Source organism: Mesorhizobium sp. M1142 (assembly GCF_040318565.1).
Taxonomy (GTDB): domain Bacteria; phylum Pseudomonadota; class Alphaproteobacteria; order Rhizobiales; family Rhizobiaceae; genus Mesorhizobium.
The window spans coordinates 364,023-387,040 of record NZ_JAMYMK010000003.1 but is presented as its reverse complement, the minus strand read 5'-3'; the positions used below and the strand labels follow the sequence as shown (position 1 = coordinate 387,040).

Below are 23,018 nucleotides of genomic sequence, written 5' to 3'. Positions count from 1 at the left end.
GCCGCCTCGGTCCTGCACGGCCAGAAGAAAAAAATCTGGGAGGAATGCATGATGAAAACAACTCACCTCAGGCGTGTCGGTATCCTCACCTTGGCAGGTCTCATTGGCGCGTGTCTGAACGCCGCCGCTCCCCGGGCGGCCGAACCCGACAAAGCCGAGATCGATGCCCTGCGTAAATCGCTGTCCAGGTATGAAGACTACAAGGTTGCCATTCGCGAGCTTTATCTATCGACGGTAGGATGCGTTTTCTACAGCGGCGAAAAGGTAGAGGGGGCGATGGACTACCCGAAGGGCGCGATGGGCATCCATTTCGTCAACGTCACGACTGTCGGCCCGACCGCGGATCCGACGCGCCCCAATGTGCTGATCTATGAGCCGGTCGGCGGCGAATTGCGCCTGGTCGGCGCGGAATGGCTCGTGCCCTTGACGCCGGACACAAAGGAGCCGCCGAAGCTCTTCGGCCAGACATTCCAGGGGCCGATGGAGGGGCATTACCCGCTCATCCCGAAGGAGTTCCACCACTACGACCTTCACGCCTGGCTGTTCAAGGACAACCCGCTCGGAATGTTCAGCCCGACGAACCCGGACGTGAAATGCGACAACTATCCGTTTCCGATGCCTGAGCAGCCGACCAAGATGGTGCCGGGGCCGATGTAATAGCGGCCGGGCTACGATCCGAGCCTACCAGGAAAGGCAGCCGGACCTCAAAGGCGTTATCCCGGAGGACGCTCCTGGGATAACGTCCAACCAAAAGCCCGTTCCCGGAACCTTCGGACTCGTTTCGCCGTTTGGCAATCACGACTCGACCCTGCCGCGGGTTGACAAAAGGCGTTCCAAGGAGCCGACCGCGAAACGACGGAGGACCAAGTGAAAAGCCTGATCCAGACAGGATTGTCCGCAGCCGTTTCGGGTACGATCGTCAGCTTCGCCACGACAGCTGCGCTGGCCCTGCTTGCAAGGCGGGAAGGCAAAGGCGCCCTGCAGCCCACGAATGCGACCAGCCACTGGCTCTACGGCGAACAGGCCGCGTCCGTGCGGCGCGGTGATGTGGCGCACACGCTCGTCGGCTATGGCACGCATCACGCTTCCTCCATCTTCTGGGCATTCCTTTTCGAACTATGGCTCGCCTCGAGGCCGCCGCGTCCGTCGCTTCTGATATTTCGCGATGCGTTGGCGGCAGCGGCCATTGCCGCGGCAACAGATTATGGCTTCGTGCCGAAGCGGTTGACGCCAGGTTGGGAGACGGTGCTGCCGAAGCGATCTATCGCGGCGACTTTTGCGGTGATGGCGATCGGTCTAGCGATGGGCGGCATGATCAACAAGGAATTGCGCCGGCAGCATTAGGGACAGGGATTTGAGACAGATGCTTCGCACGGCGCGTTCACATCATTGTGACGGGCGGATCGCCGCGCTCGTCCCATTCTGCGGCATCTCCACCTCATCGGGAACCTTTCTCAAGGGACATGGTTCCGAATGTGCGGCGAAAGCGTGCTGCTCATTCCTGCTATCGCCAAGGAGATTCGACCATGAAGCTTCGCGAGTTGTTGGACCAAGTAAAGGACCTGCCGCCGGACACCTTGGTCTGTGCCGCCGAAATCGATGAAGCCTTTGCAGTCAACGTTGTTGGCGTTGAAGCTGTCGAGAGCGCCAGAATCCAAAGCCGCAAACCGGATGGCACCGAAGCTGTCGAACTCGCCAACGGGACCGACAAAGTCATCGTGATCCGCTGGTGAAAACCGGGGAAGTTGCGTTCAACAGCATGACGTTCCGCTCCACTGTGGGACGCTGAATTGCAAATGCTGGCAGCCTATCGATGGCGGCGGTCGCCTATGGCTTGGTGGGCATGGCTTGGACGAAAGCCGCCATTTGGCGTTCGAGCGCTTTGAACGCGCTGCCGCGCCAGCTCTCGGCCATGGATGCCGATTTTGGATCAGGGAAAATTTCCTCCTCCCCTCGCGCCATGCCGTCCAGGATACCTTTCGCGACGCTCTCCGCGGAGCTCTTCGGTATATCGGCGTCTCTGCTCATGTCGGTGTCTATGGGACCGGACAGGACTGCATGAACGCTCACGCCACGAGCGCCGGCGAGAGCACGTAGCGATTGCGTCATGGAAAACGCGGCGGCCTTCGACAGTGAGTAAGACGGAATAATCGGGAAGGGAACGAGAGCCGCTTCCGACAGGATGTTGACCACGGCGCCGCGCGAATGCGTGAGCAGCGGCAGGAATGCGTGGGTTACGCCATGCACGCCGAGCAGGTTGACGGCGAGGTGTCGCTCAAGCGCGGCGCGATCGCCAAGATCGTCGTAGAGCCCGATGCCGGCGTTGTTGATGAGGATATCGAGAGACCCGATCCGCTCGACAGCCGCCCCAATCTGCACCGCATCGGTCACGTCCAGGATCAGCGGCGTGACGCGCCGATCCGCGTGGGCGAGCGGTTTGCGCGCGCCGGCATAGACGCGCTTGGCACCCCGTCTCAATATTTCCTCGACCAGCGCCTTGCCGAGGCCGCGGTTGGCTCCGGTCACGAGAACGGCTTTGTTTGTGACTTCCATCGATTTCGGCACGGCGATCTCTCCTCCTCTTGCATGAATGCAAGCCATTCGTTCTTGCATCATGCAAGTAGGCTATGGTTTTCTGTTCCACGCTTGGACGCCGTCTCCCCCGTGCATTGCTCCAGGGCAGCCGGCGCTATCGCCGGGCGAACCCTTGCAACTAGGACCCGACTTCCAATGTCGTGTAGGAGATCGGCGAAGGCCGCTCCAGGAAGGCGCCGGTGATGGCCGAAACGAAATTCTTCGCGTCCGCCGAGCGTAGAAAAGCGTCGCGCTCCTGCTTCGATGCCCAGCGCTCGACGCAGATGGTAACGTTGGGCTCTGCCTCCGAGCAAAAGACGCTATAGTCGATGCACCCGCTTTGCTTGCGGGCCGCCCCCGCTACGTCGCGCAGGGCATTCCGCACCTTGCTTTCGATGCCGGGCTTCGCCGCTGCCGTCGTCATGACGATCATCTCGGCGCCATCGCCTGCCGCCTTGCGCTCGACGGCGCCGAGGTCCTCGTTTTGCGGCACAACCGTTGGGTTGGCGTTCTCTTCGCCCTTGTTGGGTTGCCCCTTGCCCGTCGAAATCAGGTCGCGAAGACTCGCGACATAGAAGCGCCACGAGTCATGGCAGACATCGTAGCATTCTTCACTCGGCTTCAGCCCGACATGGGTGAAACGCAGTTCGGTCCCCTTATCAGTCGGCGCGATCTCGAAGACCACGTCCGTGCCGGTCCACTCGGTCGCATCCTTGACGAAGTTGAAGTAGTTCTGGACGACGTGCCAGACGACCTTCTTGCCAGGCACGAGCTCCGTGACCTTGAATGTGCCGCGGTGGATATCCTTGAAATGATAGTAGAATATCGCACCTAGCTTGTTGGTATCGCCATCGATGTCTTCCGACCACCAGGCGCGCGGATTGATAACCGCGGCAAAAACCTCTTCCGGGCTTTGCTCGACGACAAATGACGTCGTGTAATCTTCTTCCTTTTTCATGACATATCTCCTGTCTGGATCTGATTGGTTGATGGACACCCGAAATCTCGGGCGATGAAGTGGAGCGACGCTCTCTCGACCTCTGTCGCTTGCATCATGCAAGCACAATGCATACTTGCATGATGCAAGTCAATAGGGTATGTTCACTCCATGCTTGGTCGTCTCTATGAAAAACAAAACTGCTCGGCCTCACGCGCCCTGGAACTGGTCGGCGAGCGCTGGAGCCTGTTGATCCTGCGCGACGCGATATTCGGCGGCTGCACGCGCTTTTCGCAATTCCAGAAGAGCCTGGGGATCGCCACCAACATCCTGGCCAAGCGCCTCGAGGATTTCGTCGAGGCCGGCCTGATGGACCGTCGCCCGGGTGCCGCCGGCGAGCAGGCCGACTATGTCCTGACCCGGAAGGGGCTGGAATTCAAAACGGTCATTATCGCGCTGACCGAGTGGGGCGACAAATGGGTGCGGCCCGGACCCATCGTCTACTGCGACCAATCCGACGCCAAGCCGGTCGAGGTGCAATTGCGTCGCGCCGGCAATGGCAAGCGGGCCGACTTCGCCGACGTCGTGGCGGCCCTGCGCTAGGCACGGCGGCGGCTCCGGCCCGCAGCACGATCCAAGACGAAGCTGTTTCGCATCGTGCCATAATGTTACCGCATATCTCACCTCCCGAGGTTGCATCTGTGGGCCGGGTCTGGTGGGTAGTTCGCGGGAGGAAACATGTCTGTCGGGCAGCGATCGACTTTGCGGCAACGTCTTTTTGCGGGACCGCGGCACGCCTGATCGCGTGCGGTGAGGAACGCCAGATTGCGCTTGGGGCTGGTCCGCGCACCGTTCAGCGGAAGCTTGGGCAGCTTGCGGCAACAGGCAAGACGCAACCATTCGGTGGCCGTCGAGGGCGTCGCGGACGATCCCACCCACGCCATTAGGTTTAATAAGAAGCCGCGTCGGAATTTAAAAAGTGGTGCCCCTAGCCGGGATCGAACCAGCACTCCTTGCGGAACTCGATTTTGAGTCGAGCGCGTCTACCAATTCCGCCATAGGGGCTCAGGCCGGGCGGCCTGGATGGGCGCGGACTATACGGTTGGAGGCCTGTTCGTCAACTGGCCAAATCCCGACATCTGGGCTCGCTCAAGCCTCAGCCTTTCGATTTCGTGAAGCAGCTGCCATTGTGCAGCGCGGAAAATCTTTCTAGACAGGCGGCGCATGTCATTGAAGCGCACCTTGTCCGACGAGGTTGATGCGGGGCGCTTCCAAGTCTTGTTTGTACATGTCGTGATCCCAAGACCACTTCTGGTTTGGGCGTGCATTAGGAGTGCCGATGCTTCGCGGACTTTACGACTGGACCTTGTCGCTGGCGGCGAGCAAATCCGCCGAATGGTGGCTGGCCTTCATCGCCTTCGTCGAGAGCTCGGTGTTCCTGGTGCCGGCCGACGTCCTCTATCTGCCGATGGCGCTGTCGCGGCCGGATCGCGCCTATCGTTACGCGCTGGTCGCCACCGTCGCCTCGGTGCTGGGCGGCATCGCCGGCTGGTTCATCGGCCATTATGCCTATGATGCGGTGGCGCGGCCGATCCTCGAATTTTATGGCAAATATGACGAGTTCGAGGCGATGCGCGTCTCATCGGGTGTCGGCTTCATCATCCTGATGCTGGTCACCTCCGGCCTCGCCCATCTGCCGCCGATCAAGGTTGTGACGATCCTGTCGGGCGTCATCGGTGTTCCTTTGCTGCTGTTCATCGTGCTGGCAATCGTGGCGCGCGGTGCTCGCTTCCTGTTTCTCGCGTGGCTGTTGCGCCGCTATGGCGAGCCGATCCGCCACTTCATCGAAAAGCGCCTTGGCCAGATTGCGGGCGCCGGCGCCGCTGCCCTGATTTTGCTCTATATCGTCGTCAAATACGCCGTCTGAACCGAACGGACTGAGCCCGATGACAGCGACCGTGAATGCCGATACCGGACGCCAGCGGCTGCGCACCGCCCTGTTTCTCGCCGTCGCCATGACCGCCACGGTCGGCTCGGCGCTGGCCTTCCAGTATCTCGGCGGCTACATCCCCTGCAAGCTCTGCCTCGAGCAGCGCACGCCTTACTACGTCGGCGTGCCCTTGATGCTGCTGGCGGTGCTTGCGTCGGCGCTTCGGGCGCCAGCCTGGGTAAGCCGTGGCCTGCTAGCCATTGGCGGCCTGCTGATGCTCTACGGCGTCTATCTCGGCGTTTATCACTCCGGCGTCGAATGGGGGTGGTGGCCGGGCCCGACCGATTGCAGCGCAGCCGCCGGGCCGGTGGACACCGGCGGCAAGGGCGTGCTCGACGCGCTCGACAAATTCGTCCCGCCTTCCTGCGACAAGGCGGCGGTTCGCATCCTCGGCCTGTCGCTGGCGGGCTGGAATGCCATCGCCAGCTTTGTCCTCGCCGCCGTCGCGTTCCGCGGCGCCTTTGCCCGCGACTGAGTGGCACAACGCAGAATTCGTTCAGAAATTCGTCAGGCCGGAGTGCACTACCACGCCACGACCGCTCATGAATGCTTCGGCCGGCGAAGGCCGGAAGCGCAGAAAGCTGCGTCAGGCGACCGGCATGGCGGATCTCTGCCGAACTCTATGGTTCGAGTTCGACATCCCAGTACAGATAATCCATCCAGCTTTGGTGCAGATGGTTGGGCGGGAACAGCCGGCCGTTATTATGCAAATCATGCACCGTCGGCTGGTAGGGCTTCTGCAGCGGCCACATCTTGGCGTGGGCCGGCATCATGCCGCCCTTCCTCAGATTGCAGGGGGAACAGGCAGCGACGACATTCTCCCAGGTCGTGGCGCCGCCGCGATGGCGCGGAATGACATGGTCGAACGTCAGATCGTCCGGTGTGCCGCAATATTGGCACTGGAAACGGTCGCGCAGGAAGACGTTGAAACGGGTAAACGCCGGATGCCTCGACGGCTTCACGTAAGCCTTCAGGCTGACGACGCTCGGCAGCTTCATCGAAAAGGTCGGCGAAGAGACGGCGTGTTCGTATTCGGCGACGATGTTCACCCTCTCGAGGAACACCGCCTTGATGGCATCCTGCCAGGACCAGAGCGACAGGGGATAATAGCTGAGCGGACGGTAATCCGCATTCAGCACCAGCGCTGGAAGCCCATCCGGAGATACGGCAACCGTCACGTCGTTGACCTCCTTCACCCTAGAACCGGTCGACGCGGATACTGTAAGCCCGACATGACAGGGATGTGAAGCGGATTGTCGATCATGCCGGGTCTCAAAAACGCATGATTTCAATGCTTTTTTGCGGATTCAGGCCGGAGGCGCGGCATCCCTGCCCTTCAATTCGCGATAATAAGCCCAGAAAAGCCGCGATGCGACACCGCGCCACGGGCTCCATGATTCGGCAAGCCGGATCAGCATTTTCTCCGGCGGACGCGGGTCGATGCCGAGCGCATGGCCGACCGCGCTCTGCAATGCAACGTCGCGCGCCGGAAAGATGTCCGGGTGTCCGGCGGCAAACAAAAGGTAGACTTCAGCCGTCCACGGGCCGATGCCCGGCACCCTGGTCATGGCCGCGATAGCCTCGCTTGCATCGAGCCGGCAGAGGTGATCGAGGTCGAGCCCGTCGGCCACCGCCTGGGCGACGGCAATCAGTCCGCGCTGCTTGGGCCGCGATAGTCCCGCGTTGCGAAAGATCGCCTCATCGGCGGCAAGGATCGCCTGCGGCGTCAGCGGATCGAGCAGTTCCGTCAGGCGGCCGAAGATGGCATCGGCGCTCGCGCGGGACACTTGTTGCGAAACGACGATGGAAGCAAGGCTCCTGAACCCCGGCTCCGACAGCCTGAGCGGCACCTCGCCGGCCATGCCGCGCACTTTTTCCAGGCGTGGGTCGAGCAAGCATAGCCTATCCAGCCCTTGCGCAATGTCGTCGAGGCTGGCGATGCGTTGCATGTCTGCTTATTCCAAAATCAAAAGTGCCGCACGTTCGTCACGTGTCCCTCTGGACGCACGACGCTGCCGGCGCAAAGTAGCAATTGGCGAAAGCGCCGCACAACCCGATTGCCCGCCGGACAATGACACTGCTGACATTCCGCTTCGCGCCGAGCCCGAACGGCGAACTGCATCTCGGCCATGCCTATTCGGCGCTGCTCAATCAGAAATTGGCAAAGGCGGTGGGCGGACGCTTGCTGCTGCGCATCGAGGACATCGACACGACGCGCTGCACGCCGGAATTCGAGGCAGGCATTTTTCGCGATCTGAAATGGCTGGGGCTTGGCTGGGAGGAGCCGGTGCGCCGCCAGTCCGAGCATTTTGCCGAATATCGGGCGATGCTCGAGCGGCTGATCGAAGCGGAGCTTGTCTATCCGGCCTTCATGAGCAGAAGTGAGATCCGCGCCTTCATCGCCGACAGCGAAAAGCGCGGCCGCGACTGGCCGCGCGACCCGGACGGCGTGCCGCTCTATCCCGCCGCCGACAAGGCGCTGCCGCCGAGCGAACGCAAACGGCGCATCGCTGAAAATGTGCCATTTGCCTGGCGGTTGAACATCGATGCGGCAATAGAGCGCGCCGGCAAGGACCTGTCATGGGCCGAATACACGGACGAGACGCTCTCCGCCGCGCGTCGTGTCGAAGCCCATCCGCAGGAGTGGGGCGATGTGGTCGTGGCGCGCCGCGAAATCCCGACCAGCTATCACCTCGCCGTCACCGTGGATGACGCGCTGCAGGGCGTCAGCCATGTCGTGCGCGGCCAGGATCTTTATTCCGCGACCAGCGTGCAGCGGCTGCTTCAGCAGCTGCTTGGCCTGCCGCAGCCGGCCTATTTTCACCATCGCCTGATCCTCGGCCCGGACGGACGAAAACTCTCGAAGAGTCTTGGCGATACCAGCCTTGCCGCCCAGCGTGCGGCGGGCGCCTCGCCCGACGATGTTAGGCGGCTGGTCGGTCTCTAGCTAGACCGGCGAGCTGACGGCCATCAATGGCGCTCCTTCAATTCAAATGACTCTATGGATCAACCGTTTGGTTTTGCTTGCCGGCCCGAACGGCATTAAGCAGTCGCCGCAGTCGATCCCTCACCCGAATTCACCGCGGCCTCCTGAAAATGCACAGCCTCAAGCGGTTCATCCCCGCCTCTTTCGTCGTCCTGTGGGCGACCGGCTTCATCGGCGCGCGCTATGCCATGCCGTGGGCGGAGCCCTTTACTTTCCTGGCCGCGCGCTTTGTCCTGGCCGCAATCCTGCTTGTCGCTTTGATGGCCGCACTTGGTTCGAGCCGCGCCACCCGCGACGAGGCGCTGCACGCGACCGGCGCCGGCATCCTGATGCATGGGGTCTATCTCGGCGGCGTGTTCTGGGCCATCCACCGGGGCATGCCCGCTGGGCTTTCAGCCTTGATCGTCGGCCTGCAGCCGCTGATCACGGCAGTGCTCGCCGGTCGGCTTCTGGGCGAGGCCATCCTGCCGCGCCACTGGGCCGGTCTCGGCCTCGGGTTGATCGGCGTGGTGATCGTGCTCTGGCCGAAGCTCGGCGCGCTCGGCGGCGGGGTGACGGCCGAAACATTGGGCGCCTCGCTGGTCTCCGTGCTCGGCATGAGCGCCGGCACGATCTGGCAGAAGCGCTTCGCCTCCGGCGGTGATCTGGTGGCTGCCACGTTCTGGCAATATGTCGGCGGCGCATCGGTGATGGTCTTGGCCTCGCTCGCCTTCGAGACCCGAACGGTCATCGTCAACGGCGAACTGATTTTCGCCATGGCCTGGCTCGTGCTGGTGCTATCGATCGGCGCCATCTTCCTGTTGATGGTGATGATCCGCGACGGCGAGATATCGAAGGTCGCCTCGCTGTTTTACCTCGTGCCGGCCGTCACCGCGGTTATCGCCTGGGCGTTGTTCGGTGAGCAATTGAGCCCGCTCCAGATCGCCGGCATGGCGATCGCGACGCTCGGCGTCGGGCTGGCGACCGCTCAGCCGCCAAAAGCATGATCCCAAAAAGTGGGAACCGGTTTTCGGAAAAGATCATGCTTAACTCAGCCGACTCTCGCACGCGCCTCTAAATAGCGGCTGATCGCAGCGTTGAGCTCGCCACCGAGGATGAAAATCGCCGAGACGATATAGAGGAATACGACGGCGATCATAATCGAGGCGAGGCCGGCATAGGTCGTCACATAGGACGAGAAATGATCGAGATAGGCGGCGAAGATGGTCGATCCGATAAGCCAGCCGATCAGCGTGAAGATGATGCCCGGCACGATGGAGACGAAGCGGCGCTTGCCGGCCGGCAACCAGAAATGCACGGCGAACAGGCCGCCGATGATGACGACCGAGGCGATGACGTAACGCCACAGCGTGATCGTGCCCATATAGGGTTTTATCCATTCGAAATGCGACTCGGCCAGCCGGGCCAGCAATGGCGCGAAGACCAGCAGCACGCTGATCGCCAAAAACCCCGCCGTCGCGATCAGCACGAAGATGATACTCTGCACCCGCCGGTAGATGATGCCCCGCGTTTCCGAGACACGATAGGCACGGTTGAGCGAAGTCCGCAGCGCCTCGATGCCGTTCGAGGCGAAGTATCCGGCAAGCACGATACCGTACGTCAACAGGTCGCTGCGCCTAACGGTAAGCACGTTGAGCACTTCGCGCGCGATTGGTTTGGCGATCTGCTCGGGCCATGTGTCGAACACAAGGTGCACGGCGGTGTCGGCGAAAGCCTGCGCGCCGAAAAAACTCGCCAGCGTCGTAGCGAAGATCAGGAAAGGAAAAAGCGCCATCAGCGCGGTGATCGCCAGATGGCTGGCCATTGCCCAGCCGTCGTCGGTGTTGAAATGGCCGAGCGCGTCATAGAGGACGCGTTTAAGGGCTACGATCTTCCGCAACAAGAACCGCGTTCCCTTCGATTGTCCGGACGCCGCGAATATGGGAAGGGTTTGCAGTAAATGACAACCCTAGGTCAAACCACCATTCCTCCCGGAAAAGAGTTGCGCACCATCATTGTCACAGGTGCCTCTTCCGGTATAGGCGCCTATTGCGCCCATGCTCTTAAGAAGGAAGGCTGGCGGGTGTTCGCAACGGCCCGAAAGCCCGAGGATATCGCCGCGCTCGAGGCCGACGGCATTGAGGCCTTCTATCTGGACTATACCGAGCCCGGATCGATCGAGGCGCTGGTGACGTCGGTGCTGGAACGGACCGGCGGCCGGCTCGATGCGCTCTTCAACAACGGCGCCTACGGACAGCCCGGCGCCGTCGAGGACCTGCCGGTCGAGGCTTTGCGGCAGCAGTTCGAGGCCAATGTCTTTGGCTGGCATGATCTCACTCGCCGCGTCGTACCGGTGATGCGCCGCCAGGGCCATGGTCGTCTCGTTCATTGCTCATCGATCCTCGGCCTCGCGCCGGTGCCTTTTCGCGGCGCCTACTCGGCATCGAAGCACGCTATCGAAGGGCTGATGCTGTCCCTCTATCAAGAACTCCGGGGTAGCGGCATCCATGTTTCGCTGATCGAGCCGGGGCCGGTAAAATCGAAGATCGCCAGCAACAGCCTCGCGTGGTTCCTGGCGAATATCGATCACGAGAATTCCGTTCATCGCCTCGCCTATGCGGCGCAACTCAAACGGCTGCGGGCCGGCGGCAGCACATCGCGGCTGAAGCCCGGGCCGGAGGTGGTTTATGCCGCCTTGCACCATGCGCTTCTGTCGCGGCGCCCGCGCCCGCATTATGTGGTAACAGTGCCGGCCAGGATCGGCGCGATCCTTAAACGCATCCTGCCGGCATCTGCACTCTACCGTCTGCTCGCCAAACGCGCCTGAACGCAATCCAACTGGAACACACCATGGCAACCGTCTTCAACATCCTCGCCGTTCTTGTCATGGTCGCAGTGGTGATCGTGCTGATGCGCGGCCTCATCAACATGATGCGCGGCGGCTCCAGCATGACCTCCAACAAGCTGATGCAGACGCGCGTGCTCCTGCAGTTCGTGGCCTTGGTGCTGATCATGCTGGCGGTGTATTTCACCCGTAAGTGACGCAGCACCAGTCGGGAGGTACCCCGTGGTCAAGCTCAACAAGATCTACACCCGCACTGGCGACGACGGCACCACCGGTCTCGGCTCCGGCGAGCGGCGGCTGAAATCCGACCTTCGGATCGACGCCTACGGCACGGTCGACGAGGCCAATGCCTGCATCGGCATGGCCCGCATCCATACAGCGGCAGTAAATCCGGCGATCGATGCGATGCTCGGCCGCATCCAGAACGATCTTTTCGATCTCGGCGCCGATCTGGCAGTCCCCGATAATGGCAAGCCGCTGGACTACGAGCCGCTGCGCATCGTAGCCTCGCAGACCGACCGCGTCGAACAGGACATCGACCTCCTCAACAAAAATCTGCAGCCGCTCAAATCCTTCGTGCTCAATGGCGGCACGCCGGCCGCCGCCGCCCTTCACCTCGCCCGCACGGTCGCGCGCCGCGCCGAGCGCATCATGGTGGCGCTGTCGCAAGACCCAAACGAGCCCGTCAACCGCGAGGCAATAAGGTACATCAACCGCGTCTCGGACTTCCTGTTCGTTGCCGCGCGCGCGGTCAATGACAACGGAAACGCCGACGTGCTATGGGTTCCTGGCAAGAACCGCTGAAATCCGCCGAGTTGGGGACCCGATGTTCATCCCGCTTTACGACACCAACAGGCTGCGGCACATCAAGCTGCAATATGTGACCATCGGCCTGATCGCGCTCAATGTGTTGATCTACCTTGTCACCACGCTTGGCGGTGAGGACTTCTCCAACGCCGCGGTGCTGGGCCTCGGCTTCATCCCGTCGGTCGTGCATGACAGCGTCGAGCTCGATCCGCAATTCGTCGTCATTCCCGAGAGCCTGAGCTACCTGACTTATTCCTTCCTGCACGCGGATATCTTCCACCTCGGCGGCAACATGCTTTTCTTGTGGGTATTCGGCGACAATGTCGAGGATGCACTCGGCCACATCCGCTACCTCATCTTCTACCTGCTTTGCGCCATTGCCGGCGCTTTCTTCCAGGGTCTGGTGGCCTGGGATTCGCAAGTGCCGCTGATCGGCGCGTCGGGCGCCATCGCCGGTGTCGTCGCTGCCTATCTGATCCTTTATCCGCGCGTGAAGGTGTGGGTGCTGGCCTTCGCCCGCATCCCGTTGCGTATCCCGGCTTTCATCCCGCTCATCCTGTGGATCCTGTTCCAGATCTTCATGTTTGCCCAAGGAGGCGAGGATCAGGTTTCCTGGGCCTGCCATATCGGCGGCATCATCGCCGGAGCCGTGCTGGTGCTTGTCTTGCGCAGCCGCGGCGTGCCGCTGCTCGCCGCTGCGGATGAAGAGACTGTGGTGGTCGCCGGCCATGTGCCCGTTGCCGTAGAGCCGGCGCCAAGCGAACCACAACCTGCGCAGCAGGCGCCGCGCTGGGGCCGGGGAAGCGTTTCCGGTCCGGACTGAACTGATTTGAGTGCTTCGCCGAGGATCCGAGTGCGCCCGGATATTGACGCGCGGCGTCGCCGCAACTACGCAAGCGCCACCCTACTGGCGTGGCGAAGACCAGAATTCCGTCCGGAATGTCGGCTTTCGACAACTCTGAAGAGGTGCACGCTGCTATAGCGCGTCCGACGCGCGTGAGAGACTATCGTGAAAGAGGTGACAGGCAAATGAAGATCCTTGTGCCCGTGAAGCGGGTTGTGGATGCGAACGTCAAGGTCCGGGTGAAAGCGGACGGTTCGGCGGTGGAACTCGCCAACGTCAAGATGGCGATGAACCCGTTCGACGAGATCGCGGTGGAAGAGGCGATCCGGCTGAAGGAAGCTGGTAAGGCCGAAGAGATCATCGTCGTGTCGATCGGGCCGCAGCAGGCACAGGAGACCTTGCGCACGGCGCTCGCCATGGGCGCCGACCGCGCCATCCTGGTCAAGACCGACGAGCAGACTGAGCCGCTGGGCGTCGCCAAGGTGCTGAAGGGCGTCGTCGAGGCAGAACAGCCCGGCCTTGTCATTCTCGGCAAGCAGGCGATCGACGACGATTCCAACCAAACCGGCCAGATGCTGGCCGCACTTCTCGGCTGGGCGCAGGGCACCTTCGCCTCCAAGATCGTGCTCGACGGTGAAAAGGCCACGGTGACGCGCGAAGTCGATGGCGGCCTGCAGACGCTGGAACTGAAGATGCCGGCAATCGTCACCGCCGATTTGCGCCTGAACCAGCCACGCTACGCGTCGCTGCCCAATATCATGAAGGCCAAGAAGAAGCCGCTCGACGAGAAGAGCCCTGCCGACTACGGCGCCGACGTCAAGCCGCGGCTGAAGGTGATCAAAACCGAGGAGCCGGGCGGCCGCAAGGCGGGCGTCAAGGTCAAGAGCGTCGCCGAACTGGTCGACAAGCTGAAGAACGAAGCCGGCGTGCTGTAGGCCAGGAAGGGATAAAAAATGACAATTCTTCTGATTGCCGAACACGACAACGCTGCGCTTTCCGACCAGACCGCCAAGGCGCTTTCGGCGGCGCTGCAGATCGGTTCGGACGTGCATGTGCTAGTTGCCGGCAAAGATGCCAAGCCGGCAGCGGACGCAGCCGCCAAGCTCAAGGGCGTTACCAAGGTGCTGCTCGCCGACGCTGACGAACTGACCGAGCGTCTCGCCGAACCGCTGGCGGCACTAGTCGTTTCGCTTGCTGAGCCATACGAGACGATCATCGCGCCGGCGACCTCGTCGGGCAAGAACGTCGCGCCCCGCGTGGCGGCGCTGCTCGATGTCGCCCAGATATCGGAAATCATCGAAATCGTGTCGCCCGACACCTTCAAGCGGCCGATCTATGCCGGCAACGCCATCCAGACGGTGCAGTCGAGTGACGCTAAGAAGGTTATCACGGTGCGCACCGCTTCCTTCCAGGCAGCACCCGAGGGTGGTTCCGCGCCGGTCGAGACGGTTCAGGCGGCGGCCAATCCCGGCCTGTCGAGTTTTGTCGAGAACAAGCTCTCCGAGACCGACCGTCCAGAGCTGACCTCGGCCAAGATCATCATCTCGGGTGGCCGTGCGCTGGGCTCCTCCGAGAAGTTCCAGGAGGTCATCCTGCCGGTCGCCGACAAGCTCGGTGCGGCGGTTGGCGCATCTCGCGCCGCCGTCGATGCCGGCTATGCGCCGAACGACTGGCAGGTGGGCCAGACCGGCAAGGTGGTAGCGCCCGACCTTTATATTGCCGTCGGCATCTCCGGTGCCATCCAGCACCTTGCTGGCATGAAGGATTCGAAGGTGATCGTTGCCATCAACAAGGACGAGGAGGCGCCGATCTTCCAGGTCGCCGACTACGGTCTCGTCGGCGATCTTTTCGTCATTCTGCCGGAACTGCAAAAGGCGCTTTGACGCCTTCTGCCAAAGCGTATTAAATTCTGAGGGGTGGGGTAGACGAAGTCGCCCCGCCCTTTTAGTTTGCACTGCACAAAAAACGGGCCGCAAAGGCCTCGACGGGATCGGGTAATGAGCAAGATCGAGACGATCGGCATCATCGGCGCGGGCCAGATGGGCGGCGGCATCGCCCATGTGTCGGCGCTGGCGGGCTATAAGGTGCTGGTTTACGATATTTCGCCCGACCGCATCGAAAAGGGCATCGCTACGATCAGCGGCAACATGGCCCGTCAGGTCGGCTCCGGCAAGCTCGAGGAAACGCTGCGCAATGAAGCGATGGCGCGCATTTCGGCGGCGCCGGCCATGGCCGACCTTGCGGGCGCCGATCTGGTGATCGAAGCGGCGACCGAGGACGAGACGGTCAAGCGCAAGATTTATGCCCAGCTCTGCCCGCAGCTCAACCCCGAGGCCATCCTGGCGACGAACACATCATCGATCTCGATCACACGGCTGGCTTCGCAGACCGACCGGCCGGAACGCTTCATCGGCATACATTTCATGAATCCGGTTCCGGTGATGAAGCTGGTCGAACTGGTGCGCGGCATCGCCACCGAGGACCAGACCTTCGAGGCGGCAAAAACCTATGTGAAGCAGCTCGACAAGACGATCACCGTCTCGGAGGATTTCCCGGCCTTCATCGTCAACCGCATCCTGCTGCCGATGATCAACGAGGCGATCTACACGCTCTATGAAGGTGTCGGCTCGGTCGACGCCATCGATACCGCCATGAAGCTCGGCGCCAACCATCCGATGGGGCCGCTGCAGCTTGCCGATTTCATCGGGCTCGATACCTGCCTGTCGATCATGCAGGTGCTGCATGACGGACTGTCGGATTCGAAATACCGCCCCTGCCCGCTGCTGGTCAAATATGTCGAGGCCGGCTGGCTCGGACGCAAGACCGGGCGCGGCTTTTACGACTATCGCGGCGAGCATCCCGTTCCGACACGCTGATTCTTATCGCTACCAGCGCACAAAAAGTCGTCCGCCGAGCGCCCCGAGCACGGCAAGGATGGCGACCGCAATCGTGTACCAGGTGGCGACGAAAAGCGGCGAATCGTCGAAGCAATGCGCCGCATAGAAGGTCGCCGCCAGCCCGCCGGCAAGCAGGCCCGCGGCCGCACCGGCAAGCACCGGCCTTGTCGGCGCGCCATGGCGCAGGACCGCGAGAAAGACGGCAAGCGGGCCGATCCCGATCAACGGAATGAAGGTCAGGCAGATGACCAGGTTCGTGCCGACCAGGCGTGTGCCCCAGTCGGACGCAGGCACGGCGAAGAGTTCGAGAATCACGGCCACAATCACCAGCAGCGGGGCGGCGATCATCCAGCTTGCCGCTCGGCGGGTCGATGCACCGGGCGTCGACAGCGCATGCACCAGGGCAAAGGCGCTGACCGAAAGAGCGATCGTGAAGACGAATTTGGACAGGAACCGCATCGTGTGCATGGCGATCGCAATGTCGGGGCGCGGGCCGATCGTCAGCCAGAAAATCGCCGCCGCGATCACCATGGCCGAACCGGCGGCAAGCCACCAGGCGGCGCCCAGCGGCAGCGCCTTGCTGCGGGCATCGGCGTCGAGCGCCTTGATGAGATCTTCAGTCCTCATTTTTATTCCCGCCCCGCCCCGAACCGTTTGGCAATGGCGGCAAGCCCGCGGTGCAGTGACACCCGCACCGCCGTCTCGCTGATGCCGAATTTGGCCGCCGTCTCGCCGATCGAACGGCCTTCGACCGATACGGCCGAGACGACGGAACGCTGTGCCGGCGACAGGCTGTCGAGCGCCCGGTTGACGTCGCGCTCGCTCACCGTCTCCGATTCCGGCTCGGCAAAGGTCTCGGCGATTTCGTCGATCTCGACCTCGATCCGCCGGCCGCGCCGCCGGAATGCGTCGATCAGCTTGAAGCGGGCTATTGCATAGACCCAAGGCAGCACCGGCGCATTATGGCGCCAGGTGTGTCGTTTCACATGAATGGCCAGCAAGGTTTCCTGCACGACATCCTCGGGATCCACCCCACCCTGCACGATCTTGCGCCGGGCAAAGCCACGAACGAGCGCGGCGATCCGGTGCAGAAAGTCGGCATAGGCCCTTTCGTCTCCAGCGATCGCGGCCCGCAGCAGCCGTGAAAGCTCGGCTTCGTCCTTGCCGCTCACAAGAGTTCACTCCCCGATATTCGCGTCTCGGCGCTGATTTGTTACGGGGCCGGCGAAATAATGTCCAAGGCAATTAGCTGAGCATCACGAAAGTTTCCCTTTTGAGCAATTGAGTGGGCCAGCAATGTTGACTGCGCTAGTCATGTATTGGTAGGTGCAGCGTGCCAAGCCAACGACCATCGAAATCGAGGACGACGCCATGAAATACGCTCTTTCCGCCCTTGCCGGTGCGACAGCACTTGCAATCAGCCTGATCGCCGGCCCGGCAATAGCAGAGGACGAGGGCATCGTCGTCTACAACGCCCAGCACGAAAACCTGACCAAGGCCTGGGCGGAGGGATTCACCAAGGAAACCGGCATCAAGGTTACCGTCCGCAATGGCGGCGACAGCGATTTCTCCAATCAGATCGTTGCGGAAGGCACCGCTTCGCCCGCCGATGTATTCCTGACGGAGAATTCGCCGGCCATGGCATTAGTCGAGGCGGCCGGCCTGTTCGCACCGGTCGACACCGAGACGCTGGCCCAGGTTCCGCAGGAGTACCAGCCGGCGAGCGGCAAATGGGTCGGCGTCGCGGCGCGCAGCACGGTCTTTGCCTACAACAAGACCAAGCTGGCCGCCGACCAGCTGCCCAAATCGCTTCTCGATCTCGCCGATCCGAGCTGGAAGGGCCGTTGGGCCGCTTCGCCCTCCGGCGCCGATTTCCAGGCGATCGTCAGCGCGTTTCTGCAGCTCAAGGGTGAGGCAGCGACGGCCGAATGGCTAAAGGCGATGAAGGAGAATTTTACCGCCTATAAGGGCAACAGCACGGTGATGAAGGCGGTCAATGCCGGCGAGGTCGAAGGCGGCGTGATCTATCACTATTACTATTACGGCGATCAGGCCAAGACCGGCGAGAACAGCAAGAACGTCGAGCTGCACTATTTCAAGCACCAGGATCCCGGCGCTTTCGTCTCGGTTTCCGGCGGTGGCGTGCTGGCGTCGAGCAAGCACCCGAAGGAAGCGCAGGCTTTCCTGAAATGGGTCACCGGCAAGGGCGGCCAGGACGTACTGAAGACAGGCGATTCGTTCGAATACGCAGTCGGCAAGGGCGCCGAGTCCAATCCGAAGCTGGTGCCGCTAGCCGATCTGCAGGCGCCGAAAGTCGACCCGACGACGCTGAACTCGAAGAAGGTGACCGACCTGATGACGGCGGCCGGCTTGCTTTAGCCGGCGTTCGTCCTAAAAGGGCAACCGACTGCGCTCCTGTGGAATTCGCTTTCCGCGGGAGCGCTCTGTTTTCAAGATGGCATTTGTCCATGACCACAAGCTGCTCGCCGCATTCGCCGACGATTGTTTCCGCCTTCGGGCGGAAACGGCACAACGTCTGATCTGATGCAGTCGGCGATCGATCTCGCACCTTCAGGCTTGCCAGCCGATACCACGGCCGTGCGGGCACGTCGTTGGTCGGTCTCATGGATTGCGCTGGCTGCCGTCTTTGTCTCGCTTTTCGCGCTGCTGCCACTTGCCTTCATCGTCTGGGTGGCGGTGCAGACTGGCTGGGAAACAGTGGTGGCGCTGGTGTTCAGGCCGCGCGTCGGCGAACTTCTGGTCAACACCAGTCTGCTGGTGGTGCTGACCGTGCCGATTTCGATCGTGCTGTCGGTGGCGCTGGCCTGGCTCACCGAGCGCAGCGATCTGCCGGGGGCCCGCCTATGGGCCTGGTTGTCGGTGGCGCCGCTCGCCATTCCCGCCTTCGTCCACAGTTACGCCTGGATCACCATGGCGCCCAGACTGCACGGCCTGTGGGCCGGCGTGCTTGTATCCGTCATCGCTTATTTCCCGTTCCTCTATCTGCCGATAGCGGCAGCTTTGCGCCGGCTCGATCCCGCTCTCGAAGATGCAGCAGCGGCCCTCGGGCTTGGCCCATGGCGCGTGTTTCGGCGTGTCGTGCTGCCGCAGCTCCGACTCGCCATTTGCGGCGGCTCGCTGCTGGTCGGCCTGCACCTCCTGGCCGAATACGGGCTCTATGTCTTCATCCGCTTCGACACCTTCACCACCGCGATCGTCGACCAGTTTCAGTCGACCTTCAACGGTCCCGCCGCCAACATGCTGGCCGGCGTGCTGGTGACCTGCTGCCTTGTGCTGCTCGGGCTGGAGGTGCTGGTGCGCGGCGAAGAGCGCTATGCCCGCGTCGGTTCGGGTGCCGCGCGCCAGCAGCAGCGCACGAGCCTTGGGCGCGCCACCATTCCTTGCCTGCTGCTGCCTGCCATTACCACGCTACTGGCGCTCGGCGTGCCGTTCGCCACCATCGGCCGCTGGCTCATGGCCGGCGGCGCCGATGTCTGGCGGCTCGACGAGATCGGCCTGGCGCTTGGCCAAACGCTGTTCCTGGCGATTGCCGGGGCGCTGCTCGCCACCGTCGCGGCAATGCCGATGGCGTGGATTTCGATCCGCGCACCGGGGCGGCTGCAACGCGTCCTGGAGGGCTGCAACTATATCGTCGGCGCGTTGCCCGGCGTTGTCATCGCCCTGGCGCTGGTCACCATCGCCGTGCGTGTCGCCATGCCGCTCTACCAGACCCTGTTCACCATCCTGGTCGCCTATGCGCTGATGTTCCTGCCGCGCGCCCTGATTAGCCTCAGGGCGTCGATAGCACAGGCGCCAGTCGAGCTCGAACGCGCCGCCTCCAGCCTCGGCCGGTCGCCGCTCAAGGCGCTGTGGTCGACGACCATCCGCCTGTCGGCGCCGGGCGCCGCAGCCGGCATGGCGTTGGTTGCCCTTGGTATCATGAACGAATTGACCGCAACCCAAATGCTGGCGCCCAACGGCACCCGCACGCTGGCCATGGCGTTCTGGTCCTATAGCGGCGAGATCGACTATGCGTCGGCGGCGCCTTATGCCCTGATCATGGTGGCGATGTCGCTGCCTTTGACCTGGCTGCTCTACGTCCAGTCGAAGCGGATGGCCGGGCGATGAGCTTTCTCGAGCTGAGCGGCATCCACAAGCACTACGGCCCCGTCGCAGCACTTGCCGGCGTCGACCTCAGCGTGGCCAGCGGCAGCCGTACGGCAATTGTCGGGCCATCCGGTTGCGGCAAGACCACGTTGCTGCGGCTGATCGCCGGCTTCGAGGCGCCGGACCAGGGCCGCATCGTGCTCGATGGCGAGATGCTGGCCGATGGCGACACGGCCGTGCCGGCGCATCGCCGCGGCATCGGGCTGGTGGCGCAGGACGGCGCTCTGTTCCCGCATCTGAGCATCGCCGCCAATATCGGCTTCGGCATGGGGCGTCACGAGGAAAAGCGCAGCGAGCGCATCGCCGAGCTCGCCTATGTCGTCGGGCTGGACAAAGGTATCCTGAAGCGCCGTCCGCACGAACTCTCCGGCGGCCAGCAGCAGCGCGTCGCGCTCGCCCGCGCCATGGCCATGAAGCCGCGGCTGATGCTGCTCGACGAGCCGTTCTCGGCGCTCGACACCGGCCTGCGCGCCTCGATGCGCAAGGCCGTGGCCGAGCTCCTTGAAACCGCCGGCATCACCACCATCCTGGTCACCCATGATCAGGCCGAGGCGCTGTCATTCGCCAGCCAGGTCGCGGTGATGCGCGACGGCAAATTCTCGCAGATCGGCACGCCGCGCGAGCTCTATTTCAGGCCGAAGGACAGGATGATCGCCGAGTTCCTCGGCGACGCCATCGTCTTGCCGGCCAGGATCGCCGATGGCTTCGCTACCTCGCCGCTCGGCCGCATCGCCGTCGACAGCACCGAGCGGCGCGACATTGCCCGCATCATGCTGCGGCCCGAGCAGGTGCTGCTGAAACGAACCTCGCGTGAAGGCATGTCGGGCACGCCGGACATGCTGTTCGGCGAGGTCACGGAATCCGAGTTCGCCGGCTCGATGTGCACCATCGCCGTGCGTCTCTTGAACAGTCCCGATCCGCCCGACGCGGCCGCCATCGGCAACACGCCATTGATCCTGCGCAAGCCGGGCATGGACGCGCCGGCGGTCGGCGAGATCGTGCGGCTGACCGTGTCGGGCAAGGCGCATGTGTTTGCCTGAACGGTTTTGCGCAAGGCCGATTTCAATCGACCCGTTTGCCCGCCTGATCGAACCAATGCAGCGTTTCGGACCTGGCCACGACGCGCAATCGGTCACCTGGCTTGGCGTTGGCGCGGCCTGAGACGCGCACCACGATGCGGCTGCCGGCTGCCACGCAATGGAGAAAGCTTTCGGCACCGACCGGTTCGACCGCTTCCACTGTCGCAGGCAGCGCGAGCGCGCCGGCCGGCGCCTCTGCCGCGAAGGTGATATCGGCGTCCTCCGGACGAAAGCCTAGTGTCACCACCTTGCCCTGTCGAGGCGCCAAGCCAATCACCGTACCGTCGGCCAATACCGAGCTTGGGGAGGCCCCTGTGAGCGCCAGCAGATTCATCGGCGGTGCGCCTATGAACGAAGCGACGAAGGTCGAAGCCGGTTTCTCGTACACATCAAGCGGAGCGCCGGTCTGCTCGACCAGTCCGGCGTTCATGACGACGAGGATGTCGGCCAGCGTCATCGCCTCAAGCTGGTCGTGCGTGACATAAACCGAGGTGACGCCAAGCGAGCGCTGCAGATTCTTGATCTCGATGCGCATCTGCCCGCGCAATTTCGCATCGAGGTTGGACAGTGGTTCGTCGAACAGGAAGACCTTCGGGTTGCGCACGATGGCGCGACCCATGGCGACGCGCTGGCGCTGACCGCCTGAAAGCTCGCGCGGGCGCCGGTCGAGCAGCGCCGAAAGCTCCAGCACCTTGGCCGTCGAGCGTACCCTGCTATCGATCTCGTCCTTCGGCGTGCCGCGGTTGCGCAGGCCATAGGCCATGTTGTCATAGACCTTCATATGTGGGTAGAGCGCGTAATTCTGGAACACCATGGCGATGTCGCGCTCGGTCGGGCCGATGGCGTTGACCACCTTGCCGTCGATGGCGACTGTACCGGCCGAAATGGTCTCCAACCCGGCGATCATCCTCAGCAGCGTGGACTTACCGCAACCTGACGGCCCGACCAGCACGCAAAGCTCCTTGTCGGGAATGGCGATGGAGACGCCCTTCACGGCTTCGACGCCGCTGGGATAGACCTTCTTCACGTCCTTCAGATCGACGGTCGCCATCAGAGTCTCACTTTTCGGATTCGACCAGGCCGCGCACGAACCAGCGTTGCATCATCACCACGACGAGGATCGGTGGCACGATGGCCAGCATTGCCGTGACCATCACGAGGTGCCATTGGGTGTCGGCGTCGGCGAACGAAACCATCTTTCTCAGCGCGATGACGATGGTGTTCATGTCGTTGCTGTTGGTGACGAGCAGCGGCCAAAGATACTGCGTCCAGCCATAGATAAAGAGGATCACGAACAGCGCGGCGATGTTTGTCCGCGACAGCGGCAGGAGGATATCGAAGAAGAAGCGCCATGGCCCGGCACCGTCGACACGCGCCGCCTCGACCAATTCGCCCGGTATGGTCATGAAGAACTGGCGAAACAGCAGCGTTGCGGTGGCTGAGGCGATCAGCGGGACGATCAGGCCGGCATAGGTGTCGATCATGCCGAGATCGACCATCACCTTGTAGGTCGGCAGGATGCGCACCTCGACTGGAAGCATCAAGGTGATGAAGATCAGCCAGAAGAAGGTCATGCGCAGCGGAAAGCGAAAGAACACGATCGCGTAGGCCGACAGGATCGAGATGAAGATCTTTCCGACCGCAACGCCGAGCGCCATGATCGTGGTGTTGAGGAGCAGCCTGCCGACGCTGACCCCGCCGATACGGCCGATGCCGCCGAACAGCGCCTCACTGTAGTTGTTCCATAGCTGGCCGCCCGGCAAGAGCGGCAGCGGCGGCCTGAGGATCGTTTGCAGCGTGTGCGTCGAGGCAACGAAGGTGTAGTAGATCGGAAAAGCCACGATCAATATGCCGAGGATGAGCACGGCATGGGCGATGAAGGTGCGGAGCGGGGACTGGCCGATCATCGCTGC

At 62.6% G+C, this 23,018-nt stretch carries 27 protein-coding genes and 1 tRNA gene; 18 read left to right on the top strand and 10 right to left on the bottom strand.

What is annotated here, in order from left to right:
- Positions 1-48: 48 nt before the first annotated feature.
- From NKH42_RS08350 to NKH42_RS08340, 3 genes are all read left to right on the top strand, one after another.
- Complete coding sequence (locus NKH42_RS08350) at positions 49-657, top strand: hypothetical protein (RefSeq protein WP_352646629.1); 609 nt, start codon at positions 49-51, stop codon at positions 655-657.
- 210 nt (positions 658-867) lie between these two features.
- Positions 868-1,344, top strand: coding sequence for a hypothetical protein (locus NKH42_RS08345; protein ID WP_352691021.1), 477 nt, complete (start codon positions 868-870; stop codon positions 1,342-1,344).
- Between the two features lie 182 nt (positions 1,345-1,526).
- Positions 1,527-1,733, top strand: coding sequence for a hypothetical protein (locus NKH42_RS08340; RefSeq protein WP_023677964.1), 207 nt, complete (start codon positions 1,527-1,529; stop codon positions 1,731-1,733).
- Between the two features lie 94 nt (positions 1,734-1,827).
- Here NKH42_RS08340 and NKH42_RS08335 read toward each other — a convergent pair whose 3' ends face one another.
- Complete coding sequence (locus NKH42_RS08335; RefSeq protein ID WP_352456666.1) at positions 1,828-2,565, bottom strand: SDR family NAD(P)-dependent oxidoreductase; 738 nt, start codon at positions 2,563-2,565, stop codon at positions 1,828-1,830.
- 148 nt (positions 2,566-2,713) lie between these two features.
- The gene (locus tag NKH42_RS08330) at positions 2,714-3,532 is read right to left on the bottom strand and encodes an antibiotic biosynthesis monooxygenase (RefSeq protein WP_352691023.1); all 819 of its coding nucleotides are present in this window, start codon (positions 3,530-3,532) and stop codon (positions 2,714-2,716) included.
- Positions 3,533-3,682: 150 nt separating this feature from the next.
- Here NKH42_RS08330 and NKH42_RS08325 point away from each other — a divergent pair, with 150 nt between their 5' ends.
- The gene (locus tag NKH42_RS08325) at positions 3,683-4,114 is read left to right on the top strand and encodes a winged helix-turn-helix transcriptional regulator (protein WP_352974033.1); all 432 of its coding nucleotides are present in this window, start codon (positions 3,683-3,685) and stop codon (positions 4,112-4,114) included.
- Between the two features lie 377 nt (positions 4,115-4,491).
- Here NKH42_RS08325 and NKH42_RS08320 read toward each other — a convergent pair.
- A tRNA-Leu gene (locus NKH42_RS08320) sits at positions 4,492-4,576 on the bottom strand.
- Between the two features lie 274 nt (positions 4,577-4,850).
- On the opposite strand from NKH42_RS08320, the gene NKH42_RS08315 reads away from it, so the two are divergent.
- Positions 4,851-5,438, top strand: coding sequence for a YqaA family protein (locus NKH42_RS08315; RefSeq protein ID WP_023721063.1), 588 nt, complete (start codon positions 4,851-4,853; stop codon positions 5,436-5,438).
- Between the two features lie 19 nt (positions 5,439-5,457).
- Complete coding sequence (locus tag NKH42_RS08310; RefSeq protein WP_352691025.1) at positions 5,458-5,976, top strand: disulfide bond formation protein B; 519 nt, start codon at positions 5,458-5,460, stop codon at positions 5,974-5,976.
- A 145-nt stretch (positions 5,977-6,121) separates the two neighbouring features.
- Here the strand turns inward: NKH42_RS08310 and NKH42_RS08305 are convergent, their stop codons facing one another.
- Together NKH42_RS08305 and NKH42_RS08300 are read right to left on the bottom strand one after the other, a co-directional pair.
- The gene (locus tag NKH42_RS08305; RefSeq protein ID WP_254816681.1) at positions 6,122-6,679 is read right to left on the bottom strand and encodes an HNH endonuclease; all 558 of its coding nucleotides are present in this window, start codon (positions 6,677-6,679) and stop codon (positions 6,122-6,124) included.
- 129 nt (positions 6,680-6,808) lie between these two features.
- On the bottom strand, positions 6,809-7,450 hold the full coding sequence (locus NKH42_RS08300; RefSeq protein WP_254816680.1) for a DNA-3-methyladenine glycosylase family protein: 642 nt from the start codon (positions 7,448-7,450) through the stop codon (positions 6,809-6,811).
- Positions 7,451-7,572: 122 nt separating this feature from the next.
- Here NKH42_RS08300 and gluQRS point away from each other — a divergent pair, with 122 nt between their 5' ends.
- Complete coding sequence (gluQRS, locus tag NKH42_RS08295; RefSeq protein WP_352691027.1) at positions 7,573-8,448, top strand: tRNA glutamyl-Q(34) synthetase GluQRS; 876 nt, start codon at positions 7,573-7,575, stop codon at positions 8,446-8,448.
- A 149-nt stretch (positions 8,449-8,597) separates the two neighbouring features.
- Positions 8,598-9,473, top strand: a complete 876-nt coding sequence (locus NKH42_RS08290; RefSeq protein WP_352691029.1) for a DMT family transporter — start codon at positions 8,598-8,600, stop codon at positions 9,471-9,473.
- Positions 9,474-9,517: 44 nt separating this feature from the next.
- Here NKH42_RS08290 and NKH42_RS08285 read toward each other — a convergent pair whose 3' ends face one another.
- Positions 9,518-10,369: a YihY/virulence factor BrkB family protein gene (locus tag NKH42_RS08285; protein ID WP_254816677.1), complete on the bottom strand. Its 852-nt coding sequence runs from the start codon at positions 10,367-10,369 to the stop codon at positions 9,518-9,520.
- Positions 10,370-10,426: 57 nt separating this feature from the next.
- Between NKH42_RS08285 and NKH42_RS08280 the strand changes: the two genes are divergently transcribed.
- From NKH42_RS08280 to NKH42_RS08250, 7 genes are all read left to right on the top strand, one after another.
- Positions 10,427-11,293: an SDR family oxidoreductase gene (locus tag NKH42_RS08280; protein WP_352691031.1), complete on the top strand. Its 867-nt coding sequence runs from the start codon at positions 10,427-10,429 to the stop codon at positions 11,291-11,293.
- A gap of 23 nt (positions 11,294-11,316) precedes the next feature.
- Complete coding sequence (locus NKH42_RS08275) at positions 11,317-11,508, top strand: twin transmembrane helix small protein (RefSeq protein ID WP_352505113.1); 192 nt, start codon at positions 11,317-11,319, stop codon at positions 11,506-11,508.
- A 25-nt stretch (positions 11,509-11,533) separates the two neighbouring features.
- A complete protein-coding gene (locus NKH42_RS08270; RefSeq protein ID WP_254816675.1) occupies positions 11,534-12,115 on the top strand; it encodes a cob(I)yrinic acid a,c-diamide adenosyltransferase in 582 nt (193 codons plus the stop codon).
- Between the two features lie 22 nt (positions 12,116-12,137).
- Positions 12,138-12,941, top strand: a complete 804-nt coding sequence (locus tag NKH42_RS08265; RefSeq protein WP_352691033.1) for a rhomboid family intramembrane serine protease — start codon at positions 12,138-12,140, stop codon at positions 12,939-12,941.
- A 206-nt stretch (positions 12,942-13,147) separates the two neighbouring features.
- Complete coding sequence (locus tag NKH42_RS08260) at positions 13,148-13,897, top strand: electron transfer flavoprotein subunit beta/FixA family protein (protein ID WP_352476294.1); 750 nt, start codon at positions 13,148-13,150, stop codon at positions 13,895-13,897.
- Positions 13,898-13,915: 18 nt separating this feature from the next.
- Positions 13,916-14,845, top strand: a complete 930-nt coding sequence (locus NKH42_RS08255; protein ID WP_352751158.1) for an electron transfer flavoprotein subunit alpha/FixB family protein — start codon at positions 13,916-13,918, stop codon at positions 14,843-14,845.
- A gap of 114 nt (positions 14,846-14,959) precedes the next feature.
- Complete coding sequence (locus tag NKH42_RS08250) at positions 14,960-15,838, top strand: 3-hydroxybutyryl-CoA dehydrogenase (RefSeq protein ID WP_352476291.1); 879 nt, start codon at positions 14,960-14,962, stop codon at positions 15,836-15,838.
- A gap of 9 nt (positions 15,839-15,847) precedes the next feature.
- On the opposite strand, the gene NKH42_RS08245 is transcribed toward NKH42_RS08250, so the two are convergent.
- Positions 15,848-16,486, bottom strand: a complete 639-nt coding sequence (locus NKH42_RS08245; protein ID WP_352505109.1) for an NrsF family protein — start codon at positions 16,484-16,486, stop codon at positions 15,848-15,850.
- A 2-nt stretch (positions 16,487-16,488) separates the two neighbouring features.
- Positions 16,489-17,031, bottom strand: coding sequence for a sigma-70 family RNA polymerase sigma factor (locus NKH42_RS08240; protein WP_352476289.1), 543 nt, complete (start codon positions 17,029-17,031; stop codon positions 16,489-16,491).
- 199 nt (positions 17,032-17,230) lie between these two features.
- On the opposite strand from NKH42_RS08240, the gene NKH42_RS08235 reads away from it, so the two are divergent.
- The 3 genes from NKH42_RS08235 (at position 17,231) to NKH42_RS08225 (ending at position 21,066) form a co-directional block, all read left to right on the top strand.
- Positions 17,231-18,238: an iron ABC transporter substrate-binding protein gene (locus NKH42_RS08235; protein WP_352505108.1), complete on the top strand. Its 1,008-nt coding sequence runs from the start codon at positions 17,231-17,233 to the stop codon at positions 18,236-18,238.
- A gap of 165 nt (positions 18,239-18,403) precedes the next feature.
- Entirely contained in the window at positions 18,404-19,987 is a 1,584-nt protein-coding gene (locus NKH42_RS08230) for an ABC transporter permease (RefSeq protein ID WP_352505107.1), read from the top strand.
- Positions 19,984-21,066, top strand: a complete 1,083-nt coding sequence (locus NKH42_RS08225; RefSeq protein WP_352505106.1) for an ABC transporter ATP-binding protein — start codon at positions 19,984-19,986, stop codon at positions 21,064-21,066. Before NKH42_RS08230 ends, NKH42_RS08225 begins: the two co-directional genes overlap by 4 nt.
- Before the next feature lie 22 nt (positions 21,067-21,088).
- On the opposite strand, the gene ugpC is transcribed toward NKH42_RS08225, so the two are convergent.
- Together ugpC and ugpE are read right to left on the bottom strand one after the other, a co-directional pair.
- Positions 21,089-22,156: a sn-glycerol-3-phosphate ABC transporter ATP-binding protein UgpC gene (ugpC, locus tag NKH42_RS08220; protein WP_352691036.1), complete on the bottom strand. Its 1,068-nt coding sequence runs from the start codon at positions 22,154-22,156 to the stop codon at positions 21,089-21,091.
- A gap of 7 nt (positions 22,157-22,163) precedes the next feature.
- Positions 22,164-23,012 carry a sn-glycerol-3-phosphate ABC transporter permease UgpE gene (gene ugpE / locus NKH42_RS08215; RefSeq protein ID WP_254816666.1) on the bottom strand — a complete coding sequence of 283 codons (849 nt, stop codon included), beginning with the start codon at positions 23,010-23,012 and terminating at the stop codon, positions 22,164-22,166.
- Positions 23,013-23,018: the final 6 nt, after the last annotated feature.

Excerpts from the sequence above, each read along its gene's own strand:
- NKH42_RS08350 (WP_352646629.1), top strand. The coding sequence starts at position 49 with ATGATGAAAACAACTCACCTCAGGCGTGTCGGTATCCTCACCTTGGCA.
- NKH42_RS08340 (WP_023677964.1), top strand. The coding sequence starts at position 1,527 with ATGAAGCTTCGCGAGTTGTTGGACCAAGTAAAGGACCTGCCGCCGGAC.
- NKH42_RS08330 (WP_352691023.1), bottom strand. The coding sequence starts at position 3,532 with ATGAAAAAGGAAGAAGATTACACGACGTCATTTGTCGTCGAGCAAAGC.
- NKH42_RS08325 (WP_352974033.1), top strand. The coding sequence starts at position 3,683 with ATGCTTGGTCGTCTCTATGAAAAACAAAACTGCTCGGCCTCACGCGCC.
- NKH42_RS08315 (WP_023721063.1), top strand. The coding sequence starts at position 4,851 with ATGCTTCGCGGACTTTACGACTGGACCTTGTCGCTGGCGGCGAGCAAA.
- NKH42_RS08310 (WP_352691025.1), top strand. The coding sequence starts at position 5,458 with ATGACAGCGACCGTGAATGCCGATACCGGACGCCAGCGGCTGCGCACC.
- NKH42_RS08300 (WP_254816680.1), bottom strand. The coding sequence starts at position 7,450 with ATGCAACGCATCGCCAGCCTCGACGACATTGCGCAAGGGCTGGATAGG.
- gluQRS (WP_352691027.1), top strand. The coding sequence starts at position 7,573 with ATGACACTGCTGACATTCCGCTTCGCGCCGAGCCCGAACGGCGAACTG.
- NKH42_RS08290 (WP_352691029.1), top strand. The coding sequence starts at position 8,598 with ATGCACAGCCTCAAGCGGTTCATCCCCGCCTCTTTCGTCGTCCTGTGG.
- NKH42_RS08280 (WP_352691031.1), top strand. The coding sequence starts at position 10,427 with ATGACAACCCTAGGTCAAACCACCATTCCTCCCGGAAAAGAGTTGCGC.
- NKH42_RS08275 (WP_352505113.1), top strand. The coding sequence starts at position 11,317 with ATGGCAACCGTCTTCAACATCCTCGCCGTTCTTGTCATGGTCGCAGTG.
- NKH42_RS08265 (WP_352691033.1), top strand. The coding sequence starts at position 12,138 with ATGTTCATCCCGCTTTACGACACCAACAGGCTGCGGCACATCAAGCTG.
- NKH42_RS08260 (WP_352476294.1), top strand. The coding sequence starts at position 13,148 with ATGAAGATCCTTGTGCCCGTGAAGCGGGTTGTGGATGCGAACGTCAAG.
- NKH42_RS08255 (WP_352751158.1), top strand. The coding sequence starts at position 13,916 with ATGACAATTCTTCTGATTGCCGAACACGACAACGCTGCGCTTTCCGAC.
- NKH42_RS08250 (WP_352476291.1), top strand. The coding sequence starts at position 14,960 with ATGAGCAAGATCGAGACGATCGGCATCATCGGCGCGGGCCAGATGGGC.
- NKH42_RS08245 (WP_352505109.1), bottom strand. The coding sequence starts at position 16,486 with ATGAGGACTGAAGATCTCATCAAGGCGCTCGACGCCGATGCCCGCAGC.
- NKH42_RS08235 (WP_352505108.1), top strand. The coding sequence starts at position 17,231 with ATGAAATACGCTCTTTCCGCCCTTGCCGGTGCGACAGCACTTGCAATC.
- NKH42_RS08230 (WP_352505107.1), top strand. The coding sequence starts at position 18,404 with ATGCAGTCGGCGATCGATCTCGCACCTTCAGGCTTGCCAGCCGATACC.
- NKH42_RS08225 (WP_352505106.1), top strand. The coding sequence starts at position 19,984 with ATGAGCTTTCTCGAGCTGAGCGGCATCCACAAGCACTACGGCCCCGTC.
- ugpC (WP_352691036.1), bottom strand. The coding sequence starts at position 22,156 with ATGGCGACCGTCGATCTGAAGGACGTGAAGAAGGTCTATCCCAGCGGC.
- ugpE (WP_254816666.1), bottom strand. The coding sequence starts at position 23,012 with ATGATCGGCCAGTCCCCGCTCCGCACCTTCATCGCCCATGCCGTGCTC.